This is a genomic window from Pseudarthrobacter sp. HLT1-7 (assembly GCF_059383435.1).
On the sequence record NZ_JBWZCH010000005.1, the window covers coordinates 13138 to 29918 of the forward strand.

At 68.8% G+C, this 16781-nt stretch carries 14 protein-coding genes; 4 read left to right on the forward strand and 10 right to left on the reverse strand.

The genetic code is table 11. The features are described from left to right. Positions 1-422: 422 nt before the first annotated feature. The gene (locus AC50X6_RS06240) at positions 423-884 is read right to left on the reverse strand and encodes a DUF4383 domain-containing protein (RefSeq protein WP_494965385.1); all 462 of its coding nucleotides are present in this window, start codon (positions 882-884) and stop codon (positions 423-425) included. 187 nt (positions 885-1071) lie between these two features. On the opposite strand from AC50X6_RS06240, the gene AC50X6_RS06245 reads away from it, so the two are divergent. Further along, positions 1072-2388 carry a cell division protein PerM gene (locus AC50X6_RS06245; RefSeq protein ID WP_494965386.1) on the forward strand — a complete coding sequence of 439 codons (1317 nt, stop codon included), beginning with the start codon at positions 1072-1074 and terminating at the stop codon, positions 2386-2388. A gap of 30 nt (positions 2389-2418) precedes the next feature. Here AC50X6_RS06245 and AC50X6_RS06250 read toward each other — a convergent pair whose 3' ends face one another. After that, the gene (locus AC50X6_RS06250) at positions 2419-2859 is read right to left on the reverse strand and encodes a hypothetical protein (RefSeq protein ID WP_494965387.1); all 441 of its coding nucleotides are present in this window, start codon (positions 2857-2859) and stop codon (positions 2419-2421) included. 39 nt (positions 2860-2898) lie between these two features. Between AC50X6_RS06250 and purN the strand changes: the two genes are divergently transcribed. Continuing rightward, positions 2899-3477 carry a phosphoribosylglycinamide formyltransferase gene (purN, locus tag AC50X6_RS06255; protein WP_494965388.1) on the forward strand — a complete coding sequence of 193 codons (579 nt, stop codon included), beginning with the start codon at positions 2899-2901 and terminating at the stop codon, positions 3475-3477. Between the two features lie 112 nt (positions 3478-3589). On the opposite strand, the gene AC50X6_RS06260 is transcribed toward purN, so the two are convergent. Next, positions 3590-4942, reverse strand: coding sequence for an MFS transporter (locus tag AC50X6_RS06260; RefSeq protein ID WP_494965389.1), 1353 nt, complete (start codon positions 4940-4942; stop codon positions 3590-3592). Between the two features lie 175 nt (positions 4943-5117). Here AC50X6_RS06260 and purH point away from each other — a divergent pair, with 175 nt between their 5' ends. Together purH and AC50X6_RS06270 are read left to right on the forward strand one after the other, a co-directional pair. Further along, positions 5118-6827: a bifunctional phosphoribosylaminoimidazolecarboxamide formyltransferase/IMP cyclohydrolase gene (gene purH / locus AC50X6_RS06265; RefSeq protein WP_494965390.1), complete on the forward strand. Its 1710-nt coding sequence runs from the start codon at positions 5118-5120 to the stop codon at positions 6825-6827. Between the two features lie 26 nt (positions 6828-6853). Then, the gene (locus AC50X6_RS06270) at positions 6854-8113 is read left to right on the forward strand and encodes a mandelate racemase/muconate lactonizing enzyme family protein (RefSeq protein ID WP_494965391.1); all 1260 of its coding nucleotides are present in this window, start codon (positions 6854-6856) and stop codon (positions 8111-8113) included. On the opposite strand, the gene AC50X6_RS06275 is transcribed toward AC50X6_RS06270, so the two are convergent. Genes AC50X6_RS06275 through AC50X6_RS06305 form a run of 7 tightly spaced genes read right to left on the reverse strand, consistent with a single transcriptional unit; the run spans position 8097 to position 16779 of the window. Beyond that, positions 8097-9026 carry a serine hydrolase gene (locus tag AC50X6_RS06275; RefSeq protein ID WP_494965392.1) on the reverse strand — a complete coding sequence of 310 codons (930 nt, stop codon included), beginning with the start codon at positions 9024-9026 and terminating at the stop codon, positions 8097-8099. The two genes, AC50X6_RS06270 and AC50X6_RS06275, sit on opposite strands and share 17 nt — an antisense overlap. A 9-nt stretch (positions 9027-9035) precedes the next feature. Continuing rightward, positions 9036-10232 (reverse strand): serine hydrolase domain-containing protein, encoded by a 1197-nt coding sequence (locus tag AC50X6_RS06280; RefSeq protein ID WP_494965393.1) that lies wholly within the window; start codon positions 10230-10232, stop codon positions 9036-9038. Beyond that, the gene (locus tag AC50X6_RS06285; protein ID WP_494965394.1) at positions 10232-11221 is read right to left on the reverse strand and encodes a S66 peptidase family protein; all 990 of its coding nucleotides are present in this window, start codon (positions 11219-11221) and stop codon (positions 10232-10234) included. Before AC50X6_RS06285 ends, AC50X6_RS06280 begins: the two co-directional genes overlap by 1 nt. Further along, positions 11218-12921: a dipeptide ABC transporter ATP-binding protein gene (locus tag AC50X6_RS06290; RefSeq protein WP_494965395.1), complete on the reverse strand. Its 1704-nt coding sequence runs from the start codon at positions 12919-12921 to the stop codon at positions 11218-11220. The genes AC50X6_RS06285 and AC50X6_RS06290 overlap by 4 nt, the downstream gene beginning before the upstream one ends. Further along, complete coding sequence (locus tag AC50X6_RS06295) at positions 12921-13874, reverse strand: ABC transporter permease (RefSeq protein WP_494965396.1); 954 nt, start codon at positions 13872-13874, stop codon at positions 12921-12923. The genes AC50X6_RS06290 and AC50X6_RS06295 overlap by 1 nt, the downstream gene beginning before the upstream one ends. Then, entirely contained in the window at positions 13871-14914 is a 1044-nt protein-coding gene (locus AC50X6_RS06300; protein WP_494965397.1) for an ABC transporter permease, read from the reverse strand. The genes AC50X6_RS06295 and AC50X6_RS06300 overlap by 4 nt, the downstream gene beginning before the upstream one ends. Before the next feature lie 2 nt (positions 14915-14916). After that, the gene (locus AC50X6_RS06305; protein ID WP_494965398.1) at positions 14917-16779 is read right to left on the reverse strand and encodes an ABC transporter substrate-binding protein; all 1863 of its coding nucleotides are present in this window, start codon (positions 16777-16779) and stop codon (positions 14917-14919) included. Positions 16780-16781: the final 2 nt, after the last annotated feature.

Genomic DNA, 16781 nt, shown 5'->3' on the forward strand with positions numbered 1-16781 from the left:
GCTGCGATTCGCCGTTGATGGCCGCTATGCCGGGGTTCATGGCGGCCATTTGTGGCGAATGGACGGGATTTATGTCGAACCAGGCGCATCGGCCTCAGGGACGACGGTTTCGGACAGCGATTCGCCGGAGATGGCCGTTCAGGGCGGGCTCATAGCGGCCATTTGTGGCGAATGGGTGGGATTTAGACCGCTCCGGCGCGGTTCGAGGCACCTGCCGGCGGAGGCACCTGCCGCCACGCGCCGCGCCCACGAGGCGCCAGCAGGCACCCCGGCGCAACCCCAACGGCCTAAAACACAAAGAAAGCTGGTGCAGCCGCTGCGTTTCCGCGAGGCGACTGCACCAGCAGGTAGTACGAATTTTCTGATTGCTATGAAACGTTACTCATTCGCGGCTCCCTTTGTCCCGGTGGTTACTTACCGGGTTATTTTGCGTCGTCAGCCAAATGCCTCGACATCAGCCAGCCGGCGCCAACCATTGCTACGCCCAGCACCATAAAGGTCCAGTTGTCCATGGTGTTCAGCGACAGGAAGTTGGCCGCCGACCCCACACCGACGATGAGCCCATAGACGCTAAGGACGATGTACAGCAGGCCGAAGCCCATGAGGAAATTCCGGGCACCCATAGCGTTCCGGGACATGGTCCAGCCTGCGGCTCCAATGGCGAGCTGAACGATGTTCAGCAACATCGACACCTGGAACAGGCCCAGGAACAGGGCTGTGGAACCAGGTCCGAGGAACGCCAACGAGCTGTATTGCGTCGTGATGCCCGGGATGAACCCCAGGATGCCCACGACAACAAGGACAATACCTACACCCATGCCGACATTCTGAACATCTGTTCGTCCGAAGTGAATGCCATGTGCATGTGGAGATGCGGTAGTCATTTTTTTGCCTCCAACCACTGATTGCGGACACTCCCATTTTACGGCGGACGTCCGAAAAAAGCTCCGGCGGGGAGTGGCCCTGAATTCCGGACTGGTAGTCCCGGAAAAGGGCGGGATGCCGGCGAAATCCCCTGGTTGAGCCTGTCGGAACGGGCAGGAACCGCCGTACGTGGCACCATGGAACACGATGAAACTGCGCGCTGATCAGACCGGAGACCGTGGACTTCCGATGCCCTTGTGGCTGCAGGGGGCCCTCGAATCCGCGCAGGCCGCCGTCATCTCCGCCCTGATTGTGGCCGCCCCGATCATCGCGGTATGGGCCACGGCCGGCTTCCGGAACAGCGGCGCCGACGTCCTCGCCCGCCTCGCCGGCCAGGCCTGGCTGCTGATCCACGGCGTTCCGCTACTGTTGGACACCGCCGTCGCCGGCTCCGCGTCCCAGCGTGAGCCGGGCACACTCTCGTTGATTCCACTCGGCCTGAGCCTCATCCCGTTCCTGCTCGCATGGCGCGCCGGCCGCCGGCTGGCCCGCGCGTCCTACACTGACCAGCTCTGGCAGGCACTGCTCGGCTCCTGGCTCGTATACGCCGGATTCGGCCTGAGTACGGGTTTCATCTGCCGCACGGACGACGTCGGCATCGGCCTCTGGTCCGCCGCCCTCATCCCGCTGGTGCCCTTCGCGCTCGGCATGGTGATCGGCGCCCGCCGCGAGGCAGGGTCCTGGAGCCGTCTGATCGGCGTCGACGCCGTCGCGTGGCTCGCGCGCACCAGCCAGCACTCGCGCTGGGCCGGGTCCTACCTCGGCTCCGCGGTCAAGGCCGGCTTCGTGGCGCTGATGGCGAGCCTGGCTATGTCCGCCGTGCTGCTCGCCGCCACCCTTTTTGTGCACTGGAACCTGATCATCGCCGTCTATGAAGCGCTCGACGCCGGAGCGGCGGGAGGCGCCGTGCTCACCATCGTGCAGCTGGGCTTTTTGCCCAACCTCGCGGTGTTCGCGCTCGCCTGGACCTCCGGTTCGGGCTTCGCCCTGGGCATTGGCTCGCAGGCCGGGGCGCTCGGGACCGCCGTCGGGCCGCTGCCGTCCATTCCGGTGTTCGCGGCTGTGCCGGCGGGCTCGCTGGAGTACGGTTTCGCGGCACTGGTGGTGCCGGTGCTCGCGGGTACTCTGGCTGGCTGGTGGTTCCTGCGCGAAGGCGAAAACCACTTCGACGAATGGCTCTCGATCAAGGTCCGGGCCCGCTGGTTCACCGCCACGGTCTCCACCCTCGCCCTGGGTGTTATGGTCGGTGCCGTCGCCGGGCTGCTGGCCGCCGGGCTGGCCTGGCTCGCCCGCGGCTCCGCCGGCATCGGACGGCTCACCGACATCGGCCCGGACCCGCTCCGGACGGCACTGTTTGTCGCCGCCGAGGTGGGGATCGGCGTCGTGATCGGTTACACGGCCGGACCCTGGCTGGAACGCCGGCAGAAACTGCGCGAGGCGGACCTGGAGCCGGCGTCCTCGTGACGCGGCACGCTGCCTGGCGGACCTGCGCGATTAGCGGAACTGCGGCAGGGACTTTTCCAGCTGGGTCTGGCATTTAGCGGCGGCCTGCTGGGTGAGGGACTGGCGGCTGCACTCCTGGTAATCCCGGACCTGGTTGAAGAACAGCGCCGAGGTGAAGAGCAGCAGCACCTGCACGGCCACGACCACCAACCCGGAAATCGTCCCGAACAGCACGAACTTTGATTCCTTGAGTTTGGCGAACCGGACAAGCACCATGACGCCCAGCACAATGGCGATCACCGTCAGGAGCGCACTCAGCCACAGGTAGTTCAGGTCCAGCTGGTAGACGAAGAACGATCCCAGCACCGCCACGATGAAGCTGCGGAACAGCGTGTGGGTCTTGGCCTGCGAGGCCTTGGCCGCGTCGCTGAGCGGGTGCTGGGCTTGCGGCTGGCCGCCCGGGCTGCCGCCGGCGTCGTTCGGTGGATTCATGTTTTCCAGCCTACGCGAGCGGCCCCATAAGGTGGGACCATGCGCATCGTCGTCCTCGTCTCCGGTACCGGTTCCAACCTCCAGGCTGTCATCGACGCCGTGAAAGAGGGCAGGCTCGACGTCGAGATCGCCGCCGTTGGCGCGGACCGGCCGGGGACGTATGGGGTGGAGCGCTCCGCAGCCGCCGGAATCCCGACCTTCGTGGCGGACTTCATGGCCTACCCTGACCGGGCGGCGTGGAACACCGCACTGACCGAGGCCGTGGCCGCGTACCAGCCCGACGTGGTGGTTTCTTCCGGATTCATGCGGATCGTCAGCGCAGACTTCATCGCGGTCTTTGGCGGTAAATACCTCAACACGCATCCGGCGCTGTTACCGGCCTTCCCCGGCGCCCACGGGGTGCGCGACGCCCTGGCCTACGGCGTGAAGGTCACCGGCTGCACAGTGCACTGGGCCGACGCCGGAGTGGACACGGGCCCCATCATCGAGCAGGAGGCCGTGTCAATCGGGGCCGGTGAGAACGAGGAATCGCTGCACGAACGTATCAAAGTGGTGGAGCGCCGGCTGCTGGTGTCCACGCTGGCTTCGCTCGCCGCCGGGCAGCACACACCCGAGTAGCCCGAAACACCCCGTTGAGCTATCACTTATGGTGCTTCCCAGAGGCTCAGAAGCACCAAAAGTGATAGCGCATCCGCCGGGGAGGAGGTGGGGCGGGGAGGGGCGCAGCGCGCTACTCGAGGCGGCGCTGCTTGGTTTCGGGGGAGAAAAACACCATCCACAGCACTGAGATCAGCACGAGGCCGCCGGCGAGGGCGAACGAGGTCGCCAGCCCCAGAGCTGGCCACAGGATTGCGGCAAAGATGAGCGGTCCGAAGCCGGCACCGAGCCGGGAAAACGTCGACGCCCAGCCGAAGCCCGAGCCGCGCAGCTCGGTCGGGTAGAGCTCGGAGACATAGGCGTAGAGCACGGGGATGGCCACCTGCACCACGAAGCCGAAGGCCAGCAGCCAGAACACGGCCGCGGTGGGGATGTCCACCACGATCGCCACGACCACCAGGGTCAGCGCGGACAGCGGGCCGGTGACAGCCAGGATCCACTTCCGGCCCACCCGCTCCACCAGCAGCGCGGCCACCACCACACCGAGGAGCCCGACGGCGGCCATCGAGGCGGTGGTGAGGAAAGCCTTGTACTCCTCGAAACCCGCGCCGATCAGGATCCGCGGCATCCAGGTCAGGGACAGGTAGTAGACCAGCAGGATGCTGAAGAAGAGGGACCAGGCCGCCGTCGTGATCTTCCAGCTGAACTGCCACAGGGCGCGGAGCTGGGTCCAGGCGCTGCCGGCGGAGAGCCGGGGAGCGTCCTGCGGCTGGGGCAGGCTGTAGACCCGTGGTTCGGCGCCGGTGGCCTGGACCAGGTCATCGATCACCCGGGCGGCTTCCTCGTGGCGGCCCTTGCGGATCAGGAAGAGCGGGGATTCGGGGACGCTGCGGCGGACCCAGAACACTAACAGTGCGGGGAGCACCATCACCAGCATGGTCAGGCGCCAGTCCCCGTAGAGTGCGATGAGTCCGGCGGAGACGAAGCCGCACAGCGCCGCGCCGATGGGCCACCAGCCGTCCATCGCGGTGAGGACCCTGCCGCGCTGCTTGCGGGGCGTGAACTCGCCCACCAGCGCATAGTCCACCGGGATGCAGCCGCCCAGGCCGACGCCGGCCATAAACCGGAAGGCGCAGAACCAGAGGAAATCAGGGGAGAAGGCACCCAGGACGGTGAAGACGGAGAATATCAGCAGGGTCGCGGTGAACGCCTTCTTGCGCCCGATCGTGTCTGCGATGGTGCCCCAGATGAAGGCGCCGAGGGCCATGCCGATCAGGTTCGAGGCGCCGATCCACGCGGCCTCGCCCGGGGTCAGGGACCAGTGCCTGGACAGCAGCGGAATGAGGATGCCGTTGAGCGTCACGTCCCAGGCGTCGAACATAAAGCCCAGGCCGCCGATCAGGAAGATCCTGCCCTGCACCCTCCAGCGCCAGGGCAGTTCCTGGACCACCTGTTCGCCGCTGGGCACAGTGGTGTACGTATTCATTTTCGCCTCCTGGGAAAACTCTACGTGGCGCAGCCCGCCGGCGCGCTGCGCTTCACACGCCGGCGCGCTGGAAGGCCCGGCGCCGTGACGCGATAAACTGACCCCATCCCCACCACCCGCGGCCGCGCCGCGATATAAGACGGAGACCTTTGTGAGCTTTACGCAGCCTGACGGTATGTCCATCGACCGTGTACTAATCGACCGCGTCCCCATCCGCCGGGCCCTGATTTCGGTCTACGACAAGACCGGTCTGGAGGAGCTCGCGAGGGGCCTGCACAACGCCGGGGTCACGATCATCTCCACCGGTTCCACCGCCAAGAAAATCGCTGCAGCCGGCATCCCGGTGCAGGAAGTCGAAGACGTCACCGGCTCCCCGGAGATGCTGGACGGCCGCGTCAAGACCCTCCACCCGCGCGTCCACGGCGGCATCCTCGCCGACCGCCGCGTCCCGGCCCACATGCAGACCCTGACGGACATGGACATCGAGCCGTTCGACCTCGTCGTCGTGAACCTCTACCCCTTCGTGGAGACGGTCAAGTCCGGCGCCGCGCAGGACGACGTCGTCGAGCAGATCGACATCGGCGGCCCCGCGATGGTGCGCTCTGCCGCGAAAAACCACGCCGCCGTCGCCATTGTGGTGGACCCGTCCTCCTATCACGACGTCGTTGCTGCCGCCGCGGCCGGCGGGTTTGACCTGAAAACCCGGCGCAGGCTCGCCGCCAGGGCTTTCGCGCATACCGCCAGCTACGACAACGCCGTGGCCACCTGGACCGCGGGCCAGTTCCTCGACGAGGACGGCGACGGCGTGATCGACTGGCCCGCCTACGCCGGCCTGGCCCTGGAACGCTCCGAGGTGCTCCGCTACGGCGAAAACCCGCACCAGCAGGCCGCCCTGTACGTGGACAAGGCCGCCCCGGCCGGCATCGCCCAGGCCGACCAGCTGCACGGCAAGGCCATGAGCTACAACAACTTCGTCGACGCCGACGCCGCCCTCCGCGCGGCCTTCGACTTCGCCGGGCCGGCCGTCGCGATCATCAAACACGCCAACCCCTGCGGCGTGGCCGTGGGCTCCGCCTCGGCCGCGGACCCGATCGCCGACGCCCATTCCAAGGCCCACGCGTGCGATCCGGTCTCTGCATTCGGCGGCGTGATCGCGGCCAACCGCACGGTCACCGCCGGGATGGCCCGGACCGTAGCGGGCATCTTCACCGAGGTGGTCATCGCCCCGGGCTTCGAGGACGAGGCGGTGGAGATCCTGTCGAAGAAGAAGAATGTCCGCCTGCTGGCCCTGCCCGAGGGCTACGGCCGCTACCCGTCGGAGGTCCGCCAGGTTTCCGGTGGTGTGCTGGTGCAGGAATCGGACAAGGTGGACGCCGAGGGCGACAACCCCGCCAACTGGACCCTCGCCGCGGGTGCTGCCGCCGACGCGGCCACCCTGGCAGACCTCGCCTTCGCCTGGACCGCGTGCCGGGCCGCGAAGTCCAACGCCATCCTGCTGGCCGCCGACGGTGCCGCCGTCGGCATCGGCATGGGCCAGGTCAACCGGCTCGATTCGTGCAAGCTCGCCGTCGAACGCGCCAACACGCTGGGCGTCACCGTGACGTCCGGCGTCGATGCCCCCGGCGGTGCTTCCGGTGCTTCCGGTGCTTCCGGCTCCGATGCGGGCAAGGCGCCCGGGCGCGACGCACCGGAGCGTGCCCGCGGTGCTGTGGCGGCGTCGGACGCGTTCTTCCCGTTCGCCGACGGGCTGCAGATCCTGATCGACGCCGGCGTCCGCGCCGTGGTGCAGCCGGGCGGCTCGGTCCGGGACGAGGAAGTCATCGCCGCGGCCAACGCCGCGGGCATCACGATGTACTTCACCGGCGCCCGCCACTTCTTCCACTAGGCCGAGCGTAGGCATTGGGGAGCCAGATGACGACGCCGGCGGCGGCACTGACAGGGCTGCGGGTCCACCGCGTGCGCGTTCCGCTGGTGGGGCACTTCACCACCGCAGTCCGCAGCGCCACCGAACTGGAAACGGTGCTCGTGGAGGCCATCGATTCCGAGGGCCGGAGCGGTTGGGGCGAGGCGCCGATCAGCCGGGTCACCCGGCTCAGCACGGAGCAGGCGGTGGCCAGTATCGAGGGGCCGCTGGCTGCCCTGGTGCTGGGCAGGAGCTCGAGGAGGGCCGGCATCACGACGGCGGGGATCACGACGGCGGGCACCGCGACGGCGGGGGGCCTGCCGGCGGGCGGTCAGCCGGAGGAACTCGACGGTGTCCTGGCCAGGCTGGAGCAAAGCAGTGAGCCTGCAGCAGCGCGGATGGCGGTGGACTGTGCCCTGCATGATCTGGCCGCCCAGCAGCTTGGGCTGACGCTGGCGGCATACCTTGCCGGGCCGGGCAACGCCCTGCAGGCAACCGGCGACGGCGCCCGCGGGGTCGTCCGCGGTGCTGCCGGCATCCCCGTGACCGTCGAAACCGACATGACGCTCTCGGTGGCACCGCCGGCGGAGCTTGCCGCCAAGGCCGCCGCGCACGCGGCCGCCGGCTTCCGTTGCCTCAAGGTGAAACTGGACGGGAAGATGGACGTGCTCGCCTCGATGCGGGCGGTCCGGGAGGCCGCAGGACCGGATATGGTGCTCCGTGTCGATGCGAACCAGGCGTTCGACGCCGGCACGGCCATCCGGCTGATCCGGAAACTCGAGGACGCCGGGTTGGGCATCGAATTCGCGGAACAGCCAGTGCCGGCTGGCGACTGGGCCGGCCTGGCCGCGGTTAGCGCCGCCGTCGACACCCCCATCATGGCCGACGAAAGCCTGTGGACCCTGGCTGACCTGGACCGGCTGCTGGCACGCCGGGCCGCGGCCATGGTGAACATCAAATTGGCCAAAGCCGGCGGGCTGTTTCACGCCCGCCGGCTGCTGGGGCGCGCCCGGGCCGAGGGTCTGGGCGTGGTGATCGGCTGCATGCTGGAAAGCCCGGTGGGGATCGCTGCGGCTGCCTCGCTGGCCGCGCTGATTCCCTCGCCGACGGACCGGTCCACGGCGCAGTCCACGGCGCAGTCCACGGCGCAGGATCTCGACGGCGGGCTCTGGCTCGCCGCGTCCCCGGTGGCCGGGGGTGCGTCCTATGAGGGGCGGACCATCAGGCTGGCCACGGCGCCGGGTTTGGGGATCAGCGGGCTGAGCTGAGGTCCGCGGGCCCCGGGGCCGCGGCGTTCCCGGCCGCAGCATTCACACCGTGCAACTCCCAGACCAGCCGCGAAATTGACTGGATCCCCGGCAACGCGTCCTGCTCCGCGTAGCCGCGGGTGCAGACCGCCAGGACATAGCCCGCACCGAACCGGCCGCCGCTGAGCCGGCCTTCACTGAGTCGTCCTTCACTGAGCCGGCCGCCGCGCGGGCTGCCGGCGCGAGGGGCGACGAATGCGACGTCGTGGTGGATGCCGGTGACCCAGCCCGATTTACTGCCCCACACAACGTCGGCTTCCGCGGTGTCCAGTTCGGCGCCGAGGTCGCCGAATTCCTGCGCCACCAGCCACTCGATCATCAGGGCAGTCAGTTCCGGGCCGGCCACGGCTCCGTTCACGATCGCGCGGACCATGGCGGTCAGGTCGCGGGGCGTGACCTGGTGGGACCGCCCGGCCCGGAGCGCCGGGATGTCGCCGATCAGCCGGTCCATCCGGGCCGAGGACGTTCCGCAGGCTGCGAGGGCCGCATTGACGGCCGGCAACCCGACCAGCTGCACGGCCAGATTGGTGGCCTCGTTGGAGGACACCGTGATCATGCGGCGCAGCACTGCGTGCAGGGGCATCGCGGATCCGGGGGCGGGCATGCCGGCGTCGCGCTCGTCGGGGTCAAAGGTGAAAGTTTCCCCGCCGCCGACGCCGGAGGCGAAGGTATGCGCTGCGGTGACGGGCTGCTCCAGGTCCAGTGCGCCGCGCTCCACCGCCCGGATCACCGCCACCAGGACCCCGAGTTTGATGGTGCTCGCGGAATAGAACGGCACGTCCGCGGCCCGTTGCGCCAGCACCCTGCCGTCCATCGCGGTCAGGCAATAGGCGATGACGGGGACGCCGTCGCTGTAATCGGAGATGACGGGCACGGCGGGCTCCTAGCTGACGGCTGCGTAGACGGTCCGGGAGACGGCCAGGCGGAGACCGCCGACGTCGGAGTATTCGCGGCGGGGGTGGACGCGGTTGCTCAGCAGGGCGATGCTGATGCCGGCCCCGCGGTCTACCAGCAGCGAGGTCCCGGTAAAGCCGTTGTGCCCCCGGGCGTCGGAGGATCCCATCCAGGCCGTCTGGCCGATCCGCAGGCCCAGCCCGTGGCCGTATTCGGCGCCGGAGCTAGGCAGCGAATCACCCAGCAGGGCCGGGAGCTGGTCCGTCCACATGGCCTCGGCCAGCCCGGGCGAAAGGATGCCGGCCAGTCCGGCCCGCAGGGATTCGCCGAAGTCCAGCAATGCCGGGGCGGTGCCGAACAGCCCCGCGTTGCCGGCGGCGCCGCCGAGGGACCAGGCTGCTTCGTCGTGCACGGTGCCGCAGACCATTCCGCGGCCGTGTTCGGGCTGATGCTCGGTGGCGGCGCAGCGGGCCGCGCCAGGGAAAAATATCAGGCCTGATTCACCGGCCAGCTTGGCGAGGACATGCGCCCTGACGAGTTCTGGCCAGGACTGTCCGGTGGCGTGCTCGGCCAGGGCCATGATGGTGTTGAAGCCGGTGCAGGAGTATTCGAAGCGGGTGGCCGGGGCGTAGGCCAGCTCGGTGGACAGGAGGTCCGCGAGCAGGGTCTCCCGGTCAAACGGCAGGCCGGCAGCCAGGGGCACGCGCCAGCCCGGCCAGATGGCGGGCAGGCCCGAGGTGTGGGTGAGCAAGTGCCGGAGCGTGACGGTTTCCTTGCCGCCGGCCTTGGTGACGGCGTTGCCGCCCTCCTTACCGCCCGCGTTGGTGACGGCGTTGCCGCCGGCCTCACCTCCGACGTCGGGCGCCCAGCCCGGCAGTAAATCAGCCACCGGTTCATCGAGTTGCAGCACGCCGCCGTCGACCAGGGCGAGGGCGGTGACTGCGGTGACAGTCTTGGTGACCGAGGCCAGATCGTAGAACGTGCCGGCGTCGGCCGGGGTGCGCTGCCCGGCCGGAAGTTCGACGCCGCCAGCGCCGAACCGCACCGCGTCGCCAACCGTGATGACCGGCAGGCGCTCGCCGTCCACGGCGACGGCACAGACCGCCGACGGCGTGATTCCGGACTCCACCGCGGACCCGAGCAGGCGCGTGAGCTCGGCGTCGAGCTGGTCCAGGGTGGTGCCCATCAGTCGAGCACCAGGCTGGGCTGGCCGTGACCGGGACCGCTGTGACCGGGCCCGCCGCGGCCGGGACCGCCGCCGGACGGCGCGTTCAGGGTGGCCGGCACGCCGAGCGGGATGCTGTGGGCCGCCGGTCCGTGGCCGAAGCCGAGCTCCCAGACCAGCGGGATTCCCAGCGGTGCCAGCAGCTCCACGCACAGTTCCCTGATCTTGGCGGGCTCGCCGCAGTCCTGCCAGGAACCCAGGGCCAGCCCGGCCAGTCCGTCGAACCAGCCGGCCCGCAGGAGGGAATGGAGCATCCCGTCAATCTTGTAGGGTGCCTCGGTGACGTCCTCGAGCAGGCCGATCCGGCCGGCGTTGGACAGCGGCGGCCGGCTCCGGGCAGCCAGGGTCATCGCCAGCAGGCTCAGGTTCCCGCCGGTCAGGATGCCGTGCGCGGTTCCCGGGACGAGGGTCTCGGCCGAGTCCGCCGTGTAGCTGCGGCCGGAGAACGGTTCAAAGACCGCCCGCCGCAGGCTGGCGGTCGCGGCCGGGTCATCCAGGAGCGCACTGGTGGCGAGCATCGGCGTGAACCAGGTGGACATGTCCAGCCGTTCGGCCCAGAATTCGTGGATCCCGGTGACGTCCGAGGAGCCGAACAGCGGCTTCGGTGCGGCGGCGCGCAGCTTGTCGACGTCGAGCAGGTCCAGCAGGCGCACGGCGCCGTAGCCGCCGCGGACGACGAACACCGCGGCGAGCGTGGGATCGCACCAGGCGTTCTGCAGGTCGGCGGCGCGCCGGGCGTCCTCGCCGGCGAGGTATACGGCGCGCGGATGCGTGGCCCGGAGGTTTTCCCCCGGCACCGGAACGAGCCCCCAGGACTCCAGCAGCGCGATGGACCGGCCCAGCAGTTCGGGCACGGGCGGGCCGGAGCTCGCCACAAGGCCCACCCGGTCCCCGGGCTTGAGTGGGGCCAGCGCTGAGCGGGACATGTCCAGCGGATGCCGGGCCGTCATGCGCCTGCGCCGATCGCGACGGGCGCATCGTCCTCGACGACGTTGTTCGTGGGCACCACGCTGAGCAGCTTCCGGGTGTAGAGGTGCTGCGGGTTGAGCAGCACCTCTTCCACCGGCCCCTCCTCGACGATCCGGCCCTCGAACATCACCACCACGCGGTCGGCGATGTTCCACGCCAGGCCAAGGTCATGGGTGATCACCAGGGCGCCCAGGCCCAGTTCGCAGCGCAACCGGAGCAGCAGGGCCAGGATTTCGGCCCGGACCGAAGCGTCCAGGCTGGCCACCGGTTCGTCGGCCACCAGGAATTCCGGCTCCAGGGCCAGCGCCCCGGCAATAACAACGCGCTGGCGCTGGCCGCCGGAGAGCTCCTGCGGGATGGCCGCCAGGAAGCGCTCCGGCGGGTTCAGTTCCGCCTTCCGCAGCGCCGCCGTGACGATGTCCCGCTCGTTGCCCGGCAGCTTGTGCAGCCGCGGGCCCTCGGCGACAGCCTCGTAGACCGAGTGTTTCGGGTTCAGGGCCGCGGACGGATCCTGCAGCACAAACTGGACGCTGCGGCGGTAGTCCTTGAGGGCCTTCCGCTGCCGGGACAGGGCCTTGCCCTCGAAGAGCACCTCGCCCGACGTGGGGCGCTGCAGGGCCAGCATGGCCCGGGCCAGCGTGGTTTTGCCGGAGCCTGACTGGCCGACGAGGGCCACGATCTCACCCCGCCCGCACACCAGGTTCACCGAGTCGACGGCCTTGACGTTGCCGCCGCGGCCGGCGAAGGTCACGGACAGGTTCCTGGCCTCGAGCACCACATCGTCCGGATCCGGGGCGTTGAAGGCGCCTGCCTTTTCGGCCGGTGTGGCCGCTGGGGCATCCGGTGCCGTGTAGGCGGGCAGCCGCAGCCGTGACGCCGGGTCCCCGATCAGGGGGAAGGCGGAGGCCAGTGCCTTCGTGTGCGGGTGCTTCGGGTTGCGCATGACCTCGGCGGAGGGTCCGTCCTCCACGATCTTGCCCTGCTGCATCACGACGATCCGTTCGCAGGTGGCGGCCAGCACGGAGAGGTCGTGGCTGATCATGATGAGCGACAGCCCGCGGGAGGCCACCAGTGCGGTCAGCACGTTGAGGACCTGCGCCTGCACAATGACGTCCAGGGCCGTGGTCGGCTCATCGGCGATGATCAGTTCCGGGTCGCAGGCCAGGGCCATCGCGATCATCACGCGCTGCTTCTGCCCGCCGGAGAGTTCGTGCGGGTAGGAGCCGCCCTTGGCCGGGGAGAGGTCCACCAGGTCCAGCAGTTCGGCAACCCGGGCGTCCCGGGCGGCGTCGTCCCGGTAGGGGAGCGACTTCGCATGGATCCGCAACGCCTCGGTGATCTGCTCGCGGACCTTCCGCACCGGGTTGAGCGAATGCATGGCGCCCTGGAATACGATCGATGCCTCGGTCCAGCGGACCGTGCGCAGGCGCCCCCAGCTGAGGTCCTGGACGCTCTCCCCGCCGAGCAGGATGCTGCCTTCGATCCTCGCATTGGAGGGCAGCAGGCGGAGCACGGACATTGCCAGGGTGGATTTCCCGCAGCCGGACTCGCCGGCCAGGCCGAGCGTTGAGCCGGGTTCGACGACCAGATTGACGCCGTCGACCGCGGTCAGCGTGCCGGGGCCGTCCTCGCCCTGCGTCGCGTAGGTGACGCGGAGGTCCTTGAATTCAAGACGCGGCATTAGCGGCCTCTCAGGGTGGGATTGATGACTGATTCGAAGGCACGGCCCACCAGCGTGAAGCACAGCACAACGAGAACGATCGCGATGCCGGGGCTCAGCACGAACCACCAGTACCCGCCGGTCGCGGCGCCGGTGTCGAGGGCGGTCTTGAGCATGGAGCCCCAGGAGATCTGCCCGGGGTCTCCCATGCCGAGGAAGGACAGTGTCGATTCGGCGATGATCGCGGAGCCGACCGTGAGCGTGGTGTTGGCCAGGACCAGCGGCATGACGGCGGGCAGCACGTGTTTGCCGATGATGTGCGCGTCGGAGGCGCCGAGCGCCCAGCTGCGCTCGATGTAGGCGCGGGATTCCACGCTGAGGGTCTGGGCGCGGACCAGGCGTGCCGTGCCGGCCCAGGAGGTGATGCCGATGGCGATCACAATCGTGGCGACGCCGGGGCCGATCACCGAGGACAGCACGATTGCCAGCACCAGGCTGGGCACCACGAGGAAGAAGTCGATGATGCGCATCAGCACACCCTGCGTGACGCCGGTGAAGTGTCCGGCGGCCATGCCCACCACGGTGCCGATCACCATGGACACGGCGGTGGCGGCGAAGCCGACCAGCAGCGAGATCCGGGCGCCCCAGACGAGCATCGCCAGCACGGAGCGCCCGGCGGGGTCGGTGCCCAGCGGGTTGGCCCAGGTGGGGGCCTCGTTCTGGGCGGAGGTGATCCGGGTGACGTTGAGCGTGTCCTCCGGCGCCAGCACAGGGGCCAGGAACGCCAGGAGGATGACGGCGGCGAGCAGGATCAGCCCGGTCAGCCCGGCCCGGTTGGCGGCAAATTCGGCCCAGACCTCGCCGGCGCGCTGGATCCGGCGGGCAGTGGCCACGCTGCGCCTGCCGGCGCCGGTACGCTGGCCGGCGCCGGACGACGGCGGCTGGTCCGGCGTCGTCCGCGCGGAAGGACTCATGACGCACGCAGCCGGGGGTCGAGGATGCGGTAGACGATGTCGGCGAAGAAATTCATGATGATCACAATCGAGGAGAAGACAACGAAGGTTCCCTGCAGCAGCGGGAAGTCCGGCGCGGACAGGGCCTGGAAGGTCAGGTAGCCCAGGCCCGGCCAGGAGAAGACGGTCTCCACAGTCACGGCTCCGCCCACCAGTCCGCCGAGGGTCAGGAAGATCAGCGTCACGGTGGGCAGCAGGGCATTGGGGACGGCATGTTTGCGGCGCACCTCGTCCTCGCGCAGGCCCTTGGCGCGGGCGGTGACGAGGTAGTCGGCGCTCATCTCCTCCAGCAGGGAGGCACGCATCACCATGAGGTACTGGGCGTAGACGACGGCGACCATGGTCAGGACGGGCAGGACCAGGTGCCGCGCAACATCCCAGACATAGCCGAAGCCGGTGGGCGGCACGCCCGCCGTCACCATGCCGCCGGTGGGGAACCAGTGCAGGCCGCCGGCGAAGACCAACAACATCAGCAGGCCCAGCCAGAAGGTGGGCACGGACCAGAAAATCAGCGCAAGCCCGGTCTGGGTCTTGTCAAAGGTGCTGCCGCGCCGCCACGCCGCCCGCTGCCCCAGCCAGAGGCCCAGGACGACGGACAGTGCGGCGGCGGTGCCGGTGAGCAGGAGGGTGGGGCCGATCCGGTCCAGGATCAGCTCCATCACAGGCCGGTTGTAGGTGTAGGAATCGCCCAGTTTGCCCTGGAACAGGTCCGTCAGATAGCGCCAGAACTGCGCCGGGAGCGGCTGGTCCAGGCCGTACTGCCGGCGCAGGATGTCCATCTGTTCCGGCGTGACCTGCCGGCCGTCCGCAAGTGAACGGACGGGGTCGCCCGGCAGGATACGGAAGGCGAAGAAGCCGAGGACCACCACCATCACGAGGGACACCGCCGCGCCGCCGGCTTTGGCGCCGGCGTAGCGCAGCCAGGAACCCCCGCGGCGGGGTTCGTCCGTGTCCTTCTGCGGTGCCCGGCCCGTGACGGGGTCACTGAGCGTTGAATCCATTGTTACTCGCGGTCTCCTGCGGTGGCGCTGCGGCGGCGGTACAGCAGATAGCCGCCGGCCGCCACGGCCAGGACGACGACGGGAACGATCACCAGGGCGGGGTTGAAACCGGCGGAGGCTTCCGCCGTCGTGCTGGTCTTCAGGCCGACAGGGGTGGCACTGTAGTAGCCCCAGGGTCCGTTCTGGCCGGTGATGACGCCGCCCTTGCTGGGCTGGGTGACGAACGGTTCGAATTTGTCTGAGCGGTAGGCCTCGAGCGTGTTGGCGTAGTACATCACGTTGTTGACGGCGGCGTTGTAGATCATTTCCTGGGACTTCTTGACCAGTCCGCTGCGCTTGTTCTGGTCCAGTTCCTCGTGCTGCTTCTTGAACAGGGCGTCGAACTCGGGGGAGCAGTAGTTGTTCTCCGACGTGGCGCCGGTGCCGTCAGCGTTGGGGCGGGAGGCACAGGTGTTGATGGAGAGCTGGAAGTCCGGGTCCGGTCCCATGCCCCAGCCGGTGAAGTAGAGGTCGTAGTTGCCCACCGTGGAATCATCGTTGACCTGGGCGGAGGACTTCATCACTGTGGCGACTTCGACGCCGATTTCCTTCAGCCACGGCTTGACGTAATCGGCCATCTGCTGGTGGGCAGGGTCGGTGTTGCGGCCCATCAGGCGCAGCTTGAGCGGGTTGCCGGCCTTATCCAGGCGGATGCCGTCGGCGCCCTTGGTGTAGCCGGCCTTGTCGAGCAGCTCGTTGGCGGCCTTCGGGTTGTACTTGAGCGGAAGGTCCGTGGTGTCCCAGTTGTACTGCGGGTACGCGGCCGGAACCTCGCCGGTTGCTTCCTGGCCGAGGCCCTGGAGCACCTTTTCCAGGAGGGTCTTGTTGTCCACCGCCATCACGATCGCGCGGCGCAGCTCGACGTCGTGCAGGGCCGTGCTGCCGTCACCGATCGGGGTGTTGTCCGGGGTCTGGGTGCCCGGGTTGATGCCGATGGCCTGGTAGCGGCGGCCGGTGCCGGCGTTGGTGGTGATGCCGGGCTGGTTCTGCAGCGCCTTGTACTGGGCCGGTGTCAGGCCGCTGATGAGGTCCACTTCGCCGGTTTTGAGGGCCTGGACGGCGGCGTCGCTGTTCTTGTAGGGCGCGTACGTAATGGCGTCCACCTTGGCCTTGCCCTGCCAGTAGTAGGGGTTGGACTTCATCGTGACGCCGGCGGCCTTGTCGTAGCTGGTGACCGTGAAGGGGCCGGATCCCACCGTGGCCTTGTCGTTGGTGAACGTGGCCGGGTTCTCCACCTTGGACCAGACGTGTTCGGGCATGATGGGCAGCTGGGTGCCCGGGTTCGGTGCCTGCGGTGCCTTGAGCGTGATGACCAGGGTCTCGTCGTCCCTGGCTTCCACCGAGGAGACGGAGGACAGCAGCGAACCGTTGGCCTGCTTGAGCTGATCGTTCGTCTGGATGGCTTTGAACGTCCAGGCGCCGTCCTTGGCGGTGATCGGCTGGCCGTCGGACCATTTGCGGTCCTTGGGCAGATGGAAGGTCCAGACCTTGCCGTCGGTGGAGGTTTCCCAGGTGTCCGCCATGTTAGGGACGTCCTCGTTGTTCTTGGGCCCGTAGGCCACCAGGGACTGGTATTGCAGGGCGAGGATGCCGGTGCTGCTGGCGAGGATCGCCTTGAACGGGTTCAGCGAGTCGATGTCCCCGGTCAGGGCGAGCTTGAGGGTGGTGCCGCCCGCGGTGGAGCCGGTGGCCGTTGCCGGTACGGCCATCACGGCCGGGGCCAGTACGACGACGGCGGCAGCTACGAGCGCGGGCAGGCGCACCCCGGACGGTTTCTTCCGCTGCCGCGGTGGTGTTGTCGCTGTGGCGGTCCGAGTCGGTGACATCG